Source organism: Bacillus sp. DU-106, from assembly GCF_004799705.1.
GTDB classification, from domain to species: domain Bacteria; phylum Bacillota; class Bacilli; order Bacillales; family Bacillaceae_G; genus Bacillus_A; species Bacillus_A cereus.
In genome coordinates, this window is record NZ_CP026607.1 from 5,041,939 (window position 1) to 5,059,970 (window position 18,032).

The window sequence follows — 18,032 nt, forward strand, 5'->3', positions numbered from 1 at the left end:
TTGGCTGCTACTTATTTGTCGTTAAGACAAACTACACCTGGAAGCTCTTTACCTTCCATGAATTCTAATGACGCACCGCCGCCAGTAGAAATGTGGCTCATTTTATCAGCCATACCGAATTTTTCAACAGCTGCTGCAGAGTCACCACCGCCGATAACAGAGTATGTATCTTCTGCATCTGCTAATGCTTGTCCTACTGCTTTTGTACCTTCTGCGAATGGAGTCATTTCGAATACACCCATTGGTCCATTCCATACAACAAGCTTAGAATTTTTAATTACATCTGCATAAATTTCACGTGTTTTAGGACCGATGTCCACGCCTTCCCAGTTAGAAGGGATAGAGTCGATACCAACGATTTTAGTTGTTGCAGTTTCAGAGAATTCCTCAGTGATTACAACATCAACTGGCATGTAGAAGTTTACGCCTTTTTCTTTTGCAAGTTGCATAAATTCTTTAGCTAGTTCGATCTTGTCGTCTTCACATAGAGATAGACCAATTTCATGACCTAAAGCTTTAACGAATGTGTAAGCAAGTCCACCACCGATGATTAAGTTATCTACTTTGTCTAATAGATGACGAATTACACCGATTTTATCTTTTACTTTCGCACCACCGATAATAGCTGTAAATGGACGTTCTGGGTTAGAAAGTGCTTTACCAAGTACATCTAACTCTTTTTCCATTAATAGACCAGATACTGCTGGTAGGTAGTCTGCGATACCTGCTGTAGAAGCGTGAGCACGGTGAGCTGCACCGAATGCATCGTTTACGAAGATGTCAGCAAGTGCTGCAAATTCTTTCGCAAGTTCTGCATCGTTCTTTTCTTCGCCCGCATAGAAACGTACGTTTTCAAGAACTAATACGTCGCCTTCGTTCATTGCTGCAACCATTTCTTGTGCAACTGGTCCGAATGCTTCGTCCGCTTTTTTAACGTCTTTACCAAGAAGCTCACCTAAACGTGCTGCTACTGGAGTTAAACGCATTTCTTCTACTACTTGACCTTTTGGACGGCCTAAGTGACTTGCTAAAATAACTTTCGCACCTTGCTCTACTAAATATTGAATTGTAGGAAGAGCTGCACGGATACGAGTTTCATCTGTAATTTTGCCTTCTTTCATAGGTACGTTGAAATCAACGCGGCAAAATACACGCTTACCTTTTAAATCTACGTCACGAATTGATTTTTTGTTCATTGGATTTCCCTCCGACTACTAGTTAGGATTGACAAAACCCACTCAAAAGCTTAACACATTTGCTTTTAAAACGAAAGAAGAGAGAGAGGGAACAAACCCTCTCCCTCGTTTTGTCATTGATAACTTATATAATTAAGAATTAAAGACCTTTTGAAGTCATGTAAGCTGCTAGGTCTACTACGCGGTTAGAGTAACCAGTTTCGTTATCGTACCAAGAAAGTACTTTAACCATGTTACCTTCCATTACCATTGTAGATAATGCATCGATTGTAGAAGAAGCTGTACATCCGTTATAGTCGATAGATACTAATGGCTCTTCGCTGTATCCAAGGATACCTTTTAATTCGCCTTCAGCTGCTGCTTTGAATGCTGCATTTACTTCTTCAACTGTTACTTCTTTGTCAAGTTCAACAACTAGGTCAACTAGAGAAACGTTAGCAGTTGGAACACGTACAGCGCCACCGTTTAATTTGCCTTTAAGTTCTGGTAATACTAATGCTACAGCTTTAGCTGCACCAGTAGATGTTGGGATCATGTTTTCAGCTGCTGCACGAGCACGACGTAAATCTTTGTGTGGTAAGTCTAAGATTTGTTGGTCGTTAGTGTAAGAGTGAATTGTTGTCATCATTCCGCGTTTTACGCCGAATTTTTCGTTTAATACTTTAGCGAATGGAGCTAGACAGTTTGTAGTACAAGAAGCGTTAGATACTACGTTGTGGTTAGCTGCATCGTATTGTTCGTGGTTAACACCCATAACTACAGTGATATCTTCGTCAGAAGCTGGAGCTGAGATGATAACTTTCTTAACTGATCCACCTAAGTGTTTCTCAGCGTCTGATTTTTTAGTGAAACGGCCAGTAGATTCTACTACTACTTCTACTCCGTAGTCGCTCCATGGTAATTGAGCTGGGTCACGCTCAGCGATAACTTTAATTTCTTTACCGTTAACAACGATGCTGTTTTCGTTAGCAGATACTTCTGCATTTAAAGTTCCGTGAACTGTGTCATATTTTAAAAGGTGAGCTAATGTTTTAGCATCTGTTAAGTCGTTGATTGCTACTACTTCTACCTCAGAGTTGTTAAGAGCTGCGCGGAATACGTTACGTCCGATACGTCCAAATCCATTAATACCAATTTTAGTCATTTGAATTTCCTCCTTGGGGGATTATATTAAAGGGTAAAACCCTTTGTTAACTGTTTTGCTGCACCTTCATCTGTAATTAGAATTGAAGTGTGCCCTTGTTTAATTACAGCCTGTATTGCTTTTGCCTTTGAAGAACCTCCAGCGACTGCAACAACGTGAGATACATTTTGTAAATCCTCTAGTTGCATACCAACTGTTCTTACTTTATGAACAACATTTCCTTCTTCATTAAAGTAGTAACCGAAAGCTTCGCCAACTGCTTCGCTTGCCTGAATCTTTAACCAATCTGCTTCTGAAGTACTTCTGCGACGTGCCATTGTTAACGCATCACCTATTCCATGAATGACGATATTGGAAGATCGAATCAACTCAAGAACTTCTTTCACGGAAGGCTCTGTCACAATAGACGCATATGCTTCGCTACTAACATGGTCTGGAACATACAATAAGCGATAATTACTCATCGTATTTTGTGCCATCTTGGCACAAATGGTATTGGCTTCTAATTCGACGCCTTCTCCAATTCCACCACGTGCTGGGACAAATAGCATATGTAAATCTTTGCAATCAAGTTGCATCATGTCCGCAGCAGCAGCTAGCGTAGTTCCTCCAGCCACAGCAACGATATTATTCGCTGTCAGACGGTCTTTTATACAAGTCACACAAGCACGGCCCATCTCCAGTTTGACCCAAGGTGATTCATCACTATCACCAGGGACAACGAAAACTTCATCCAAGTCTAATGTTTCCTTAAGTTGCTTTTCTAAAACCTTTAACCCGGAAATTTCTTTCATAAAGTCTTCCAAAGCAAGAACTAAAGCTGTTCCTTCTTCTGTCAAAGTCATTCCAGAAGAAGCGACGTGAACTAAGTTTTGTTCTTTCAAAACTTGAACTTCACTTCGCAATACTCGTTCTGTCATACCGAGACTTGCTGATAAGTTTCTTCTTCCAATCGGCTGCATGAGCCTAATGTATTGAAGAATTTGCATTCTCGTTTGCATAACAGGTAGCAGATCAGGTAATAATTTTTTTGTGTTCTGAATCCATGAGCGCATATCTTTTCTCCTCACTACATCGGTTCATTTTTCCTTCGTGGTCACTTTACGTCCCGTAGTGACATTTTGTGTCCCACATAGGTTAAAAAAATAATCCCTGCTACGTGTATTATTGTAACAGGAGATAGAAACTTATTCAACTCTTAACTGCATTCTTTATATAGTTTATTATGACACCTTTGTGAATGTTACCATATTCTACTTGTTTTCCGTCCATTTCTACAACCGGAATCATTAAGTGATATTTTTCTAAAAGGTCATTATCTTCATATATATCTATTTCCTCGATTTGAAAAGAATATTCACATTGTACTTCCTTTAAAACTTGTTTCGCCTTCACGCAAAGGCCACAATCTTTTTTAGTATACAGTACAACTTTCATCTTCTTCACCTATCCGATCGTTTTTCGTAATGACGAAGCTGGGATATGCATTTGTTCTCTATACTTCGCCACTGTTCTTCGAGAAATAACAATTTCATGCTCTTCTTCTAATAATTTTGAAATCTTTTGATCTGAAAGTGGCTTTTTCTTATCCTCTGCCCCAATTAGCGTTTGAATAAATTGTTTTACACGTTTTGTAGAAACTGCTTCATCTTCAGTCGTCGAAACGGCATTGCTAAAGAACGATTTCATCTCAAATAAACCGTGTGGTGTTTGAACATATTTATTTCGCGTCGCACGACTAATTGTCGATTCATGCACACTTAACTCTTCCGCTACCTCTTTTAAAGCGAGAGGTCTTAAATACTCTGGACCTTTCCAGAAGAAATCACGTTGTTTTTCCATAATAATAGTCATTACTTGCAGCAATGTCTGTTTTCTCTGCTTCAAACTACGCATAATCCACTGCACATGCTGATACTTTTCTGATACGTAAGATGCTACTTCACTTTCACTATTATTAAGAAGCGCACTATATTCAGAATGAATTTCAATTCTCGGCATATTTCTCTCATTCATTTGTAAAACGAGGCGATCGCCATCTTTTTTCACCGCCATATCAGGCACAATATAAAGTGGTTTATCTGAAGAAAACGCAAGACCTGGTTTTGGTTGTAATGACGTTATACAATTTACCGCACTCTGTAATTCCTCATTACTACATTTCAACACTTGAACGAGCTTTCGCCAATCTTTCTTCACAAAATAAGCGAAATGATCTTCTACAACCTCTTCTGCTAATCCATTCCGTCTTTGTAAGCGCTTCAATTGCAAGGTTAAACATTCCTGAATATTACGCGCCCCTACCCCTGCTGGTTCCAGTGATTGGACAAGCTCTACAGAGCGGTCGACTACATGAATATGCGCAGAAAGGAGCTCTGCTAACTCTTCATTCGTTTCTTGTAAATATCCATTTCCATCCATGTTCATAATAATGAAAGAAGCTACTTTTCGCTCTTCTTCATCTATTTTATAATACTGTATTTGATTTAATAAATGTTGCTGAATCGTTGTAGAATCCACACTGTAGATCTCCATCTGATTCTCGACTTGTTTGCTGGTACTTTTACTGTTGTTAGAGCTCTTTTTCTTCTCCCTCTCAAAACCACCTAACTCAATAAGGGGATTCTCTAACGATTGCTCATACAAAAACTCCGATAATTCTTGTACATTATACTGGAGCATTGTAATCGCTTGCCTTAACTCTTGTGTCATTGCCAAACGTAAGCTTTGTTCTTGTAAAAGACTTGCCTTCAAACTAATCTCCCCCTTGTTTCTATTGTACAATAAGTTTGGTAAAAGGAGAATCCTCACGCAGACACCCATTCCAAAATATTATTAATTTATATGTATTAATGAGATTTACAACTTACAACCGAAATTTGAATAATATTGAAAGAAAATAATAAGGTTAAAAATTATCATCAAGTACTAATAGTAAATCTTATTACCAGATATAACAAGAGGGAAATAAAAAAAGTCCTAACCTACAAAACGTAAGTTAGGACTTTTTGACGCGCCCAGAGGGATTCGAACCCCCGGCAGACGTGGTACCGGAAACCACCGCTCTATCCGACTGAGCTATGGGCGCATGATTATAGAAAACACTTCATTTTCTTCTCATAATAATAGCAATAAAATCCATCTAAATCAATAAAAATATCCCCATAATACCTTATACACCTTAGCTAAAAGCATATAAAATCTATTCCACCCCTAAATTTTCCAATCATAAATTCAGCCCAACTCACAAATTATAATCTTTGAATTGATATTCCAAAGGGGGCTTCATTCAATGACTGTAATTACAAAATTAAAGCAAACTGTCTCTGGATTAAAAAGTGCACAAGCTAGCTTAGAGGGATTCGCTCTTGATACGGATAACCAACAAGCGAAGCAACTTTTCCAAACAGCTGCGCAGCAAACACAAACGATTATCGATTCTTTAAACCCACGCGTTGAAGAAGTCCAACAAGAAGAACCACAATACTCACAGCAATAACAAATCAGTCTTGCTGTGAAATAGAAAAAGGATGATATGCAGTCATCCTTTTTCTATCACATTACATATTGTAATAGAAATGGAATGATAATTATGCGAAAACTCGGCCTCATAACCGCATTATTTGCACTTCTATTTAGCTCTTTTACCGGATGTGATAATAGTCCTTTAGATAAAAAAGTGAAAGAAGAAGCAAAACGAACGGAGAAAGAAAAAGGTCCAAAGTTAACAAAGACGAGTACGGAATCCTTTAATCAATCTATATCACAAGGAGCGAAAAAAAGAGCTCTCGCTATGGATGAAATTATAAAAAGCACAGCAGTGAATTCAAATTTAGATCTCTACATAGCAGTTACACCTGAGCATCACGAAAGGTTTGGATTAAAACCTCTTCGTAAAAAGCTTCAAAAGCAGCTAAGTGATGAGCATCCTACTTTCGATGTTCGTGTCAGTACAGATAAAAAAATCTTTATGTTACTCGAAAAACTCGAAAGAAAAATTAAGGAAAAAGAAGTATCTAAAGATGAAATTAATAAACAATTAAAATTCATTGGTAAAAAAATGGAGTCTAACACTTAACGCTTTTTAAAAGAAAAGGAAGGATTGCAATGGCTAGTAAAGATAAAAACTTAACCCCTGTACAACAGGAGTATAAAAAATTCGAACAAGAACGCGAACCGAAACGACCTGTCTTAAAAAATTGTATAAAAGCCTTTTTCGTCGGTGGTTTTATTTGCTTCATCGGACAACTCATTTCTACTTTTTATATCACATATTTTGATTTCACTGAACGCTCAGCAGGCAATCCAACAGTCGCAACTCTCATTTTCATCTCCATGTTACTAACTGGATTTGGTATATACGATCGTTTTGGACAGTTTGCCGGAGCAGGTACAGCTGTACCTGTTACTGGATTTGGTAACTCTGTTATTGCCGCATGTATTGAGCATCGAACGGAAGGATTTGTCCTTGGCGTTGGCGGCAATATGTTTAAACTAGCTGGTTCTGTTATTTTATTTGGTGTATTTTCCGCTTTCGTCATCGCACTTATTAAAACTATTCTCGTTCAATGGGGAGGGCTATAAATGTTACAAGGACACCGAACGTGGGTATTTGAAAACAAACCAGTCATTATCTCAACAGGGGTTGTCGGTGGACCATTTGAAGCAAAGGGGAACATCCCAGAAGACTTCGATATCCTTCATGAAGATTTATGGCTTGGACAAGATTCCTATGAAAAAGCACATAAAATTTTATTCGAAGAAGCTTGTAGCCGCGCTACTGAAAAAGCAGAACTTCGTAAAGACGATATTCAATTCGTACTCGCAGGAGATTTAATTAATCAAATCACTCCAACAAGCTTTGCTTGCCGCACACTTGGCACTCCTTATCTCGGACTATTCGGGGCTTGCTCTACTTCTATGGAAGGTTTAGCACTTGGGGCAAGTATCGTAAATGCAAAAGGTGCAAAATATTTATTAACTGGAGCTTCAAGCCATAATACGGCTGTAGAAAAACAATTCCGCTACCCTACCGAATACGGCGGACAAAAGCCGCCTACTGCACAGTGGACAGTAACCGGAGCAGGAGCCGCTATTTTAAGCGATACTGGACACGGTCCAAGAGTAACCTCTGCAACAATCGGACGAGTGATTGATATGGGATTAACGGATCCGTTTAATATGGGAGGCGCAATGGCTCCAGCTGCAGTTGATACAATTGAAGCCCATTTACGTGAACGCCAAATTGATGCCTCTTACTACGATTTAATCGTAACAGGCGATCTCGGACATGTAGGACGCGAAATTGCTTATGACTTACTACATAAACACGGAACGAAAGTAACGAGCGAACAATTTCAAGATTGCGGAATTATCATTTACAGAGAAGGACAACCTGTCATAGCTGGTGCTAGCGGGCCTGGATGTTCCGCAACAGTCGTGTATGGTCATTTATTAAACCGAATGAAAAGAGGAGAGTTCAAAAAAATACTTGTCGTTGCGACAGGCGCTTTACTATCTCCACTTACATTCCAACAAGAAGAAACAATTCCATGTATCGCTCATGCCGTTTCGATTGAATTTGGAGGTGCAACGCAATGATTTTTTTCTGGGCTTTCGTCATTGGCGGACTCATATGTGTAATCGGCCAACTTATGTTTGATGTCGGCAAACTAACACCCGCTCATACAATGGCAACACTCGTTGTTGCTGGAGCTATATTAGATGGATTTAATTTGTATGAGCCATTAATTGATTTCGCTGGAGCCGGGGCAACTGTACCTATTACAAGCTTTGGTAATGCCCTCGTTCATGGCGCAATGGAAGAAGCTGCAAAACATGGCATCGTTGGCGTTATTACCGGCATGTTTAAAGTAACGAGCGCCGGTGTATCAGCAGCTATTATTTTCGGCTTCATTGGAGCATTATTATTCAAACCGAAAGGATAAGAGGTGTTTATATGACTGTTATCGCTAGCGTAAAAACTTGCCTTGCTAGTGTAAGGGGCGCTCAAGCAAGTTTAAGCTCCCTTTCATTAAATTCACAAGACGAAGAATCAAAACGCGTATTTCATGAATGTATGTTAGAAATGGACAGCGTCATCGCTGATTTAAAGGATAGAATTTCAGTATTAGAACGTGAAGAACCTCAATATAAAGGGTTTTAAGTAGACTGGAGGAAACGACTATGTCTCACCTGCCGGAATGGACACTTGTCATTCTTCGCTCTGTATTCATATTAATTATTTTATTCGCTATTACGAAATGGTTAGGGAAAAGACAAATCTCTCAGCTTTCCTTTTTTGAATACATAGCCGGAATGACGATTGGTGACATCGCTGCCCAAGTATCTACAGGGCTCGATTCAAAATTTTTTCACGGTGTCTTTGCAATACTCATTTTCGCTGTGGTACCTTTTTTAACAGGAATCCTCTCTTTAAAGAACAAAACAGCTCGGGACTTCTTTGAAGGAAAATCTACCGTATTAATAAAAGACGGAAAGATACTCGAAGATAATTTAAAGAAAGAAAAATATACGAGTGACGAATTACTGGAACTTCTCCGTGGAAAAAGTGCGTTCAGCGTAGCTGAAGTCGAATTTGCTGTCTTAGAACCGAGCGGAGAATTAAATGTATTATTAAAGAAAGATTCTCAGCCACTTACAGCAAAAGACATCGGTTTAAAAGTACCAAACGAGAAAGAACCACAAACTGTTATTATGGATGGAAATGTACTAGATGAACCTCTTTCAGCAAGCGGACATAACCGCGCTTGGCTACATTCAGAATTAGAAAAAATCGGTGTTGTTATTGAAAATGTCTTCCTCGGTCAAGTGGATTCATACGGACAACTTACTATCGACATTTACAATGACAAACTCCAAATGCCTTCTCCTCAAAATAAACCTTTATTATTAGCATCTTTAAAAAAATGTCATGCTGATCTTGAACTATTTTCCCTAGAAACAAAGTCGAAGTCAGCAAGCGAAATGTATAGTAAAAACGCGAAACAAATCGAAAAGATTTTAAATAAAGTAACCTATCTTTTAAAAGACTAATTATCGAAAGAACGCTTAAGTTAAAAGGCGTTCTTTTCTTTTTTCTCCAGTTTTCGTAACGTTTAAATTTATGTAATTCGGTTATGATGTTGAAGATACATAAGCAGGGAATTTCGAAAACATAGCGAATATTTCATGGTACAACTACATATTTTTTTGATTTAAAGTGGTTTCGTTTGACCTTTATTGACCATAATTGTATTATAAGACTAAGAAAGCTTTATAAGGAGGAAATAACAGATGAATTTAATTCCTACAGTAATTGAACAAACAAATCGTGGAGAACGCGCTTACGATATTTACTCTCGACTATTAAAAGACCGCATCATTATGCTTGGTAGTGCAATTGATGACAACGTAGCTAACTCAATCGTTTCCCAGCTTTTATTCTTGGAATCTCAAGATCCAGAAAAAGATATTCACATCTACATCAACAGCCCTGGTGGTTCTATCACAGCGGGTATGGCAATCTATGATACAATGCAGTTTATTAAACCACAAGTATCAACAATCTGTATCGGTATGGCTGCATCTATGGGTGCATTCTTACTTGCAGCAGGTGAAAAAGGAAAACGTTATGCACTTCCAAACAGTGAAGTAATGATTCACCAACCACTTGGTGGAGCACAAGGTCAAGCGACTGAAATCGAAATCGCTGCAAAACGTATCCTATTCTTACGTGAAAAACTAAACCAAATTCTTGCTGACCGCACTGGTCAACCACTTGAAGTACTACAACGCGACACAGACCGCGACAACTTCATGACAGCAGAAAAAGCTTTAGAATACGGTTTAATCGATAAGATCTTTACAAATCGTTAATACTTAAAAGCGAAAGCGGCTCGTTCAGAATCGCAGGGCGATGGAGCCCTGATTCCGAGGCGCTTTTTGCCTCGAATGAAGGGGCGAAACAACCGGAGATTCTAGCCGCTGGAGCTGGATATAACTAAAAGCGGAAGCGCCCTATAATTGGGCGCTTCTTTTATATATTGTTCCCCGCTCACATACCCCATCCAGTATCCCTCTAAATATATCAACGATTTTTCAATTATATCGAACAAAACTTAAATTATATCAACGATTTTTTTAATATATCAACGGTTCGACACAACATATCGATTTACCGACAATCTCCGACAAGGACAAACCAGCTAAATACCCCTCCCCGCTAATCCGCACAAACAACAAAACAAAAAGCTATCGCATATACGCGATAGCTTCTTATTGTACATATGCAGCTAATGCTTCTAAAGCCTCTTCTGCATCTGAACCTTCTGTTGTAATTGTTATCATGCTTCCAGTTCCAATTGCTAAGCTCATAATCCCCATTATGCTCTTTGCATTTACTGTCTTTCCATCTTTCTCGATGAAGATATCTGCATGAAAGCGATTTGCCTCTTGTACAAACAACGCAGCCGGACGTGCTTGTAAACCGTTTTTTAATGAAACCTGAACTCGTTTTTGAACCACAGCTCCATTTCCCCTTTAACCTCTTATTTTTTTACTAACGTTTCCCCCGCGCGTAATTTCTCTGCGATTTCATCGATTTTACGCAAACGATGATTAATACCCGACTTACTAATCTTCCCCCCGGATACCATCTCACCTAACTCTTTCAATGTTACATCTTGATAATCTCTTCGTAATTGTGCAATCTCTTGTAATTTATCCGGCAAAATATCAAGACCAACTGTCTCATCAATATAACGAATATTTTCAATCTGTCTTAGTGCTGCACCAATTGTTTTATTTAAATTAGCTGTTTCGCAGTTCACTAAACGATTTACAGAATTACGCATATCACGTACGATTCGAATATCTTCAAATCTTAAAAGTGCATTATGAGCACCTATAATATTTAAAAACTCTGTAATTTTTTCTGCTTCTTTCAAATACGTAATGTACCCTTTTCTTCTTTCCAACGTCTTACTATTTAAATCAAATCCGTTCATCAGTTCACATATAGCATCATTATGTTCCTTATATAACGAAAAGATTTCTAAATGATAAGATGATGTTTCTGGGTTATTTACTGAACCACCTGCTAAAAATGCGCCACGTAAGTACGATCGTTTACAACATTTCTTCTCAATCAATTCTTGTGATATATTTCGAATAAATGAAAAGTCATCTCGAACGATATGAAGATCAGCTAATATTTCGCGAGACTTCTCAACAAGCCGCACAATATATACATTATTTTTCTTCAAGCGCATTTTTTTACGGACAAGCAATTCTACCGTCACGTCATATCCTTTTTTCAAAAGCGTATAAATCCTTCTTGCAATTGCCGCATTTTCCGTTTGAATATCGATAGATAGACGACGGTTTGAAAAAGAAAGCGACCCGTTCATTCGAAGTAACGCTGATAATTCTGCTTTCTCACAGCATTCCTTCATCTCAAGATTCGTCAACTCTTTCTTTGTTTCTGATGCAAATGACACAGTCAACACCTCCTTATACGATTATTATGGAACAAAATTCTTGTCCTATATGAATGAGGAGCGCTACCTCAAACGAGGCAACGCATATTTATAACAATGAATATAAAATGGACGCTAACTTTAACGTATCATGCCTTACAACATGATCATCATACTTCGCTAATCCCTCTTGAATAACATCAATATTATTTTCAACAAAACGTTCTTCATCCACTACAACTGGTGTAGACATTTCTTCCTCATATGACTTGCGTAATTCACAAGGAATCTCACGGTTATTTACAATTGCAGTATTGATAAATGGTTGCCCTAAATGATCGTGTAACGCCTGTACATGATCAAAAGCAGTATATCCCATCGTTTCACCCGCTTGTGTCATAACGTTACATACATATACCTTCTTCGCCTTTGCAGCAAGAACAGCGTCTCCAATTTTGTTAACAACTAAATTGGGCAATATACTCGTATACAAACTTCCAGGACCGAAAACAAGTAAATCAGCTCGTTTAATCTCAGCCAACGTTTCATGCAATGGCTCTACATCTTCTGGAGTTAAAAAGACACGATTAATCTTCTTTCCGTAATAAGGAATCTTTGATTCACCTGTTACAATTTCCCCATCTTCAAGTTCCGCATGAAGTACCGCACTTTGATTCGCTGCTGGTAATACACGTCCTCTGACATTTAATACTTTACTTGTTTCTGTAATTGCATGGAAAAAGTCTCCTGTAATCGAGGTCATACCTGCCAACAATAGATTTCCTAACGCATGACCTTTCAGTCCGTCTCCTGTTGTGAAACGGTGCTGAAATAAAGCTTCCACCAGTGGCTCTACATCCGATAACGCAACAAGTACGTTACGGATGTCACCTGGAGGTGGAATTTCTAGCTCATCACGTAATCTACCCGAACTGCCACCATCATCAGCAATTGTAACAACTGCTGTAATATCAACAGGATATTGCTTTAATCCCCTTAATAAAACAGAGAGTCCAGTTCCGCCTCCCATGATGACAATTTTAGGCTTTCTCTCTTTTTTCATCCCTTAATGGCCCTTTCTCTTCTCCACATCACGATGAGATACATGAACACTATACTCTGGTTTCAAATGTTTCCCAAGGTATTCTGTAAGCGTAACAGAACGATGCTGTCCACCTGTACATCCAATTGCAATTACAAGTTGACTTTTGCCTTCTCTTTTATAATGAGGCAGCATGAAAGTAATCAGATCCGTCAACTTCTCTAAAAACTTATGTGTCTCATTAAATTTCAGTACATACGAAGAAACTTCTTCATCTAGTCCTGTTAATGGCTTCATATGTGGAATGTAATATGGATTTGGTAAAAAACGAACATCAAATACTAAATCTGCATCAATTGGAATACCGTACTTAAATCCAAATGACATAACATTTACACGAAATGCTTGCTCAGTTTCTGTTGAGAACAAGTGAACAATTTTTTCACGTAATTCTTTCGGTTTTAAATCCGATGTATCAAGCACAATATTCGCTCGTGCCTTCATATCTGTTAATAAATTACGCTCTGCTTCGATTCCCTTTAACGGCAAACCAGTTGGTGCAAGTGGATGCGAACGTCTCGTTTCTTTATAACGAGTTACAAGCGTACTATCTTTCGCATCTAAAAATAAAATATGAGGAATAATCCATGTACGTTCTGATAAATCATCAAGTGCTCCCCATAAATGTTCGAAAAACTCGCGGCCACGTAAATCAATACCAAGTGCTACTTTATTCATTTTCCCTTTTGAATCCGCCATAAGCTCAATAAACTTTGGCAATAACATCGGTGGTAAATTATCCACACAAAAATATCCTAAATCTTCAAAACTTTGTAAAGCTACTGTTTTTCCGGCTCCAGACATCCCTGTAATAATTACCATTTTTATATCATTATTCTCTGTCATTGTATCCTCTCCTTGACGGTTTAACTCGGATCTAATCGATATGAAAGCAACTCAAAATCTGGGGTATATACAAATGTACCGTAGATTATGCCATTTCCTTTAATTAAATAATCAATAATGTGATAATCTCCTGGCGCCATTGCTAAATCATCAATTTTATCAAATGTATGCCAACCAATGATGCCTTCTTCGCTCTCTAGTTTGTTTTCTCCTGCAAAATCTGTCGCTAAAAAGGAGAACATCATCCATTCAGAAACAACTTTATCACCTTCTTGGATGACAAAGGTGAAGACCCCCTTTAACGCTGGGTTTTTCAAATAAATACCTGTTTCTTCACGATACTCGCGAACAACGGAATCTCTTACAGTCTCACCACGCTCCATTTTCCCGCCTGGTGCAACCCACCAATTTCGGCGAGGTTTTTGGAGTAAGAGTACTTCATTATCTCTAATTAACACACAGTTTGTCACTCTTTGCATGTTTCTTCACCTCAGCTACTTGCAGTAAAATTTCTCACTGCATACTTCTTTCATTATACTATCAAAAACAGTTTGCTACAACGAAGGAGCCAGTCCTCTTTCGCTAAGCATATGCTACTCAGCAATTTTAAAAAAGCTTTCTATAACAAGCAATGTAAATGCTTATACTTTGAATGAATAGCATGAAAAATCCCCTTAACGATTTTTATCGCCAAGGGGATTAAAGCCCTTATTTCTTACCGAAATAAGTAACAATCGCAAATCCTAAAATAAAGGTAATGATTGAACTTATAATTGAAAATCCACCAGTCGGAATCCCAGGGAATACAATTACAATCGAACCGATTACAAGTCCAATAATTGCCGCAAATGTCATACTTTTATAACGATCTAATAAAAAACTAATGCCTTTACTACTTACAACAAATCCAACCATAACACCAGCACCGATAACCACGATTAAAGGTAAGTTAAGTGTAGTTAAAGCGTTAATTGCTGTTGGATACACACCAATAATTAATAAAATAAACGATCCACTAATTCCAGGAAGCAGCATGGCCATGCTAGCCATCCATCCTGCGAAAAATAAACCAATTGCATTTAAAATTGTTAACGTCGTAATTGGATCTGCTGCCTTATCTGGTTTAAAGAAAGCTGTAATCGCAACAAGAATTGCTGCAACTATTAATAAAACGATGTGCTTACCTTTAAACGACGACTTTGCATCAGCTTCCCTCATTAACATCGGTAATATACTAATAATTAAACCGAGGAAGAAAAATTGAGTCGGTTCATAATGATTTGCAAGTAAATATTTAATAACGTGACTTAACGTTAAAAATGCCGCTGCCACACCAGCTGCAAGTGGAATTAAAAATCCTAAATGTTTTTTCCATTCACGACTAAAGAATCCACTAATTGCCGCAAGCAATTGTTCATAAATCCCTAACACAACAGCGATTGTACCGCCGCTCACACCAGGAATTAAATCACTAACGCCCATACAAAATCCACGATATATATTACGCCATTCCATACTGAATAAATTCCTCATTTCTTATAGTGATTTTTTCCGTAAAGTCCAGTATATCAATAAGAAAGCTTATAATCCTTATATTTTTTGACAAAACTTTTACATTTTCACACAAAAAAAGAAGAAAGCTCCTGTCGGTAGCTTTCTTCTCACAAGGTATATTATCCCTTATTTTTCTGATACAGTTTTTAATTCCTCTAATAATTCTTCTACGTAATGTTGTGCACTTTGCGCTGCAATACTACCGTCACCTGTTGCAGTTACAATTTGACGAAGCATTTTTTCACGAACATCACCAGCTGCGAAAATACCAGGAATTTTCGTTTCCATACGCTCGTTCGTTTCAAGGTAACCATTTTCATTTGTAATACCTAGTTCAACAAATGGTTTTGATAAAGGTAACATACCGATGTATACGAATACGCCGTCAGTTTTGACTTCTTTCTCTTCTCCACTATTTACGTCCACAAGTGTTACACTTCCTACTTTACCACTTGCTTCGTTGATTTCTTTTATCGTGTGGTTCCAAATGAAATCTACTTTTTCGTTTTGGAAAGCACGGTCTTGTAAAATTTTCTGTGCACGAAGCGTGTCACGACGGTGAACGATCGTTACTTTTGATGCGAAGCGCGTTAAGAACACACCCTCTTCAACAGCAGAATCTCCGCCGCCAATTACGATAAGTTCTTTTCCTTTAAAGAATGCTCCGTCACATACTGCACAATATGATACACCGCGGCCGCCAAGTTCTGTTTCACCCGGTACACCAATTTTTTTATACTCTGCACCGCTTGCAACGATAATTGCACGTGCTTTATATTCTTTTTTACCAGCAATAATTGTTTTGTATTCCTTACCATCGATGACTTCTTTCACATCACCGTATGCATATTCAGCACCAAATTTCTTCGCATGCTCGAACATTTTATTTGATAAATCTGGTCCTAAAATAGACTCATAACCTGGGTAGTTTTCTACATCTTCCGTGTTTGCCATTTGGCCACCTGGAATACCACGCTCAAGCATTAATGTGCTTAAATTTGCACGAGATGTATATACTGCAGCTGTCATACCAGCTGGTCCTGCACCAATAATAACGACATCATAAATTTTTTCTTCTGACACACTATTCACTCCTATCCATTCCTACACAATTAAGTTACCCTCATTATACTGTTAGCATCATTTTTTTCCCAATGATTTGCTTATCTTATGTGTGCGTACGCTTAACAGCTTGCACATACTTTCGGACAGTCGCTACAGATACATTATATACATCTCCAAGCTCCGACTGTGTCATTTTATTTCCTTGTTCGCCGCGTACAATGTATTCAATCGCAGCTGACCAGCCGTACACATTTGTAAATATGTCTCCAGATGTATATAAACGTATGAACGTACAAAACCAAAAGTGTAAACACTCTTCAATTAATTCATCATCTTTTTTCGTATAATTGTATAATGCATCCGCGATTCTCGCGCACTGCTCAAATTGCTGTAAATCAGCTGGAATACTCTTATGACTATTAAGTAAAAAGAAGTACTTTGCAAGTTGTGATACGATGGGAACACCGTTCTTCGCTTGCGTTATATCAAAGAAGAATCCCACCTTCTCCGGCGTTGACAATTCATTCATTAAATATAAAGCTAGCATTTGTTCTTCTAGCGTCGCACTTTGCTGAAATGATTTTCGTAATTCTTCAAATAACACGTTTTGTCCTTCATCTGCTAAATTCAGCGCATTCCACGGTTCTTTTCCCTTTTTATCAGGATGCAATTCCACGACATATTGCCACATTTTTTCAGCTAGTTGCTGATCTTTCACCATATAAGCAGAATATGCAAACCAATAATAAAAACTAACGTCTCCCTCATATCCTTGACGCTTTAATAGTTTGAACCATTTATATGCATGCTCGAAATAACCAATTGTTGCAAGTGTAGTTCCCAGTTTCAAACGATGTTCAAATGAAATTGGATATACTGAAACTAGCTGTCCCGCTAATGCTTCTACTTGTTTATGCTCTCCAATTGAATATAGAAAAATAAGTGTATTACAAAGCGCATGTATATTACCAGGATTTTTCTCTAAAATCATTTCTGTTAACTTCAGCGCTTTGTCTACATTACCCGATTGAAAATGTGCAATGGCTAAATTATTATGACCTGACCAAAATTCCGGATAATCTTTCGTAACAATTTCTAATGTAGCAATTGCTTCTTCTAATTGTCCATTACGAATATAACGATTCGCTTCTTCCTGCATAACAATTAAATCATCTTCATCTTCAATCTCTTCCGCACCCATTGCTTCTTCTTCCATAATCTCTAGAAGTTCTAATGTATCTTCTACGAATTCCTTCTCTTTTGCAACTTCTAAATAGCGATCCGCATATTTCTTCGCCTGTTGAAATAACCCCATATATGCATAATTATTTGCAATAAAATAATAGCACTGTTCAAGTTCAGGATTAGATCTAACTAACTTTAAGAAGGTTTGATTCGACTCTTGATATTCACCAGCCTCAGATAATACTGTTGCTAATTGACATAAAATAAACGGCTCCTTCTCACTTTGTGCCGCTCTTCGAAAATATTTAATTGCATCTTGCAATTTTTGTCCTTTGTAAGCTCTCATCCCTTTTTTATAAAAGAAGTCCGCTAATTGATTAAAAGAGATAACTTGTCCGTTCTCCTTATATATCCTTTGATTTTTCCCCATATATCCTCCAGTTTTTTGTTTTCTTCGTTCA

Annotated in this window: 21 protein-coding genes and 1 tRNA gene; 8 read left to right on the forward strand and 14 right to left on the reverse strand. The window is 38.0% G+C overall.

Features of this window, described 5'->3' with window-relative positions:
• Nucleotides 1-11 precede the first annotated feature (11 nt).
• The 6 genes from C3Y97_RS25865 to C3Y97_RS25890 all read right to left on the reverse strand — a co-directional run bounded on the left by C3Y97_RS25865 (nucleotide 12) and on the right by C3Y97_RS25890 (nucleotide 5,428).
• A complete protein-coding gene (locus C3Y97_RS25865; protein ID WP_001036350.1) occupies nucleotides 12-1,196 on the reverse strand; it encodes a phosphoglycerate kinase in 1,185 nt (394 codons plus the stop codon).
• A gap of 139 nt (nucleotides 1,197-1,335) precedes the next feature.
• Nucleotides 1,336-2,340 carry a type I glyceraldehyde-3-phosphate dehydrogenase gene (gap, locus tag C3Y97_RS25870; RefSeq protein ID WP_000161236.1) on the reverse strand — a complete coding sequence of 335 codons (1,005 nt, stop codon included), beginning with the start codon at nucleotides 2,338-2,340 and terminating at the stop codon, nucleotides 1,336-1,338.
• Between the two features lie 26 nt (nucleotides 2,341-2,366).
• On the reverse strand, nucleotides 2,367-3,395 hold the full coding sequence (gene cggR, locus C3Y97_RS25875; protein WP_001258185.1) for a gapA transcriptional regulator CggR: 1,029 nt from the start codon (nucleotides 3,393-3,395) through the stop codon (nucleotides 2,367-2,369).
• Nucleotides 3,396-3,531: 136 nt separating this feature from the next.
• Nucleotides 3,532-3,777 (reverse strand): glutaredoxin family protein, encoded by a 246-nt coding sequence (locus C3Y97_RS25880; RefSeq protein WP_000869726.1) that lies wholly within the window; start codon nucleotides 3,775-3,777, stop codon nucleotides 3,532-3,534.
• A gap of 9 nt (nucleotides 3,778-3,786) precedes the next feature.
• Nucleotides 3,787-5,094 (reverse strand): RNA polymerase factor sigma-54, encoded by a 1,308-nt coding sequence (rpoN, locus tag C3Y97_RS25885; protein WP_000647955.1) that lies wholly within the window; start codon nucleotides 5,092-5,094, stop codon nucleotides 3,787-3,789.
• A gap of 258 nt (nucleotides 5,095-5,352) precedes the next feature.
• A tRNA-Arg gene (locus tag C3Y97_RS25890) sits at nucleotides 5,353-5,428 on the reverse strand.
• Nucleotides 5,429-5,632: 204 nt separating this feature from the next.
• Between C3Y97_RS25890 and C3Y97_RS25895 the strand changes: the two genes are divergently transcribed.
• From C3Y97_RS25895 to clpP, 8 genes are all read left to right on the forward strand, one after another.
• Nucleotides 5,633-5,839: a DUF1657 domain-containing protein gene (locus C3Y97_RS25895; RefSeq protein ID WP_000216166.1), complete on the forward strand. Its 207-nt coding sequence runs from the start codon at nucleotides 5,633-5,635 to the stop codon at nucleotides 5,837-5,839.
• A gap of 93 nt (nucleotides 5,840-5,932) precedes the next feature.
• Complete coding sequence (locus C3Y97_RS25900) at nucleotides 5,933-6,418, forward strand: YhcN/YlaJ family sporulation lipoprotein (protein WP_001228545.1); 486 nt, start codon at nucleotides 5,933-5,935, stop codon at nucleotides 6,416-6,418.
• Between the two features lie 29 nt (nucleotides 6,419-6,447).
• The gene (gene spoVAC, locus C3Y97_RS25905; protein ID WP_000146953.1) at nucleotides 6,448-6,924 is read left to right on the forward strand and encodes a stage V sporulation protein AC; all 477 of its coding nucleotides are present in this window, start codon (nucleotides 6,448-6,450) and stop codon (nucleotides 6,922-6,924) included.
• Nucleotides 6,925-7,941 (forward strand): stage V sporulation protein AD, encoded by a 1,017-nt coding sequence (gene spoVAD, locus C3Y97_RS25910; RefSeq protein ID WP_000938970.1) that lies wholly within the window; start codon nucleotides 6,925-6,927, stop codon nucleotides 7,939-7,941.
• Nucleotides 7,938-8,288: a stage V sporulation protein AE gene (gene spoVAE, locus C3Y97_RS25915; protein ID WP_000575919.1), complete on the forward strand. Its 351-nt coding sequence runs from the start codon at nucleotides 7,938-7,940 to the stop codon at nucleotides 8,286-8,288. The genes spoVAD and spoVAE overlap by 4 nt, the downstream gene beginning before the upstream one ends.
• Nucleotides 8,289-8,299: 11 nt before the next feature.
• Nucleotides 8,300-8,506 carry a DUF1657 domain-containing protein gene (locus C3Y97_RS25920; protein ID WP_000215909.1) on the forward strand — a complete coding sequence of 69 codons (207 nt, stop codon included), beginning with the start codon at nucleotides 8,300-8,302 and terminating at the stop codon, nucleotides 8,504-8,506.
• Nucleotides 8,507-8,526: 20 nt separating this feature from the next.
• Nucleotides 8,527-9,396 carry a DUF421 domain-containing protein gene (locus C3Y97_RS25925; protein WP_000018922.1) on the forward strand — a complete coding sequence of 290 codons (870 nt, stop codon included), beginning with the start codon at nucleotides 8,527-8,529 and terminating at the stop codon, nucleotides 9,394-9,396.
• A gap of 240 nt (nucleotides 9,397-9,636) precedes the next feature.
• Complete coding sequence (gene clpP / locus C3Y97_RS25930) at nucleotides 9,637-10,218, forward strand: ATP-dependent Clp endopeptidase proteolytic subunit ClpP (RefSeq protein ID WP_001049162.1); 582 nt, start codon at nucleotides 9,637-9,639, stop codon at nucleotides 10,216-10,218.
• Between the two features lie 399 nt (nucleotides 10,219-10,617).
• On the opposite strand, the gene C3Y97_RS25935 is transcribed toward clpP, so the two are convergent.
• The 8 genes from C3Y97_RS25935 to C3Y97_RS25970 all read right to left on the reverse strand — a co-directional run bounded on the left by C3Y97_RS25935 (nucleotide 10,618) and on the right by C3Y97_RS25970 (nucleotide 18,001).
• Nucleotides 10,618-10,866, reverse strand: a complete 249-nt coding sequence (locus C3Y97_RS25935) for an HPr family phosphocarrier protein (protein WP_000250307.1) — start codon at nucleotides 10,864-10,866, stop codon at nucleotides 10,618-10,620.
• Between the two features lie 23 nt (nucleotides 10,867-10,889).
• Complete coding sequence (whiA, locus tag C3Y97_RS25940; RefSeq protein ID WP_000006558.1) at nucleotides 10,890-11,840, reverse strand: DNA-binding protein WhiA; 951 nt, start codon at nucleotides 11,838-11,840, stop codon at nucleotides 10,890-10,892.
• Between the two features lie 88 nt (nucleotides 11,841-11,928).
• The gene (locus C3Y97_RS25945; RefSeq protein WP_000712188.1) at nucleotides 11,929-12,882 is read right to left on the reverse strand and encodes a gluconeogenesis factor YvcK family protein; all 954 of its coding nucleotides are present in this window, start codon (nucleotides 12,880-12,882) and stop codon (nucleotides 11,929-11,931) included.
• A 3-nt stretch (nucleotides 12,883-12,885) separates the two neighbouring features.
• Complete coding sequence (gene rapZ, locus C3Y97_RS25950; RefSeq protein ID WP_000138459.1) at nucleotides 12,886-13,767, reverse strand: RNase adapter RapZ; 882 nt, start codon at nucleotides 13,765-13,767, stop codon at nucleotides 12,886-12,888.
• A gap of 20 nt (nucleotides 13,768-13,787) precedes the next feature.
• Entirely contained in the window at nucleotides 13,788-14,246 is a 459-nt protein-coding gene (locus C3Y97_RS25955; RefSeq protein ID WP_001190080.1) for an NUDIX hydrolase, read from the reverse strand.
• Nucleotides 14,247-14,475: 229 nt separating this feature from the next.
• Nucleotides 14,476-15,282 (reverse strand): DUF368 domain-containing protein, encoded by an 807-nt coding sequence (locus C3Y97_RS25960; RefSeq protein WP_000455196.1) that lies wholly within the window; start codon nucleotides 15,280-15,282, stop codon nucleotides 14,476-14,478.
• A 165-nt stretch (nucleotides 15,283-15,447) separates the two neighbouring features.
• Nucleotides 15,448-16,404 (reverse strand): thioredoxin-disulfide reductase, encoded by a 957-nt coding sequence (gene trxB, locus C3Y97_RS25965; protein ID WP_001288078.1) that lies wholly within the window; start codon nucleotides 16,402-16,404, stop codon nucleotides 15,448-15,450.
• An 85-nt stretch (nucleotides 16,405-16,489) separates the two neighbouring features.
• On the reverse strand, nucleotides 16,490-18,001 hold the full coding sequence (locus C3Y97_RS25970) for a tetratricopeptide repeat protein (RefSeq protein ID WP_000517741.1): 1,512 nt from the start codon (nucleotides 17,999-18,001) through the stop codon (nucleotides 16,490-16,492).
• Nucleotides 18,002-18,032: the final 31 nt, after the last annotated feature.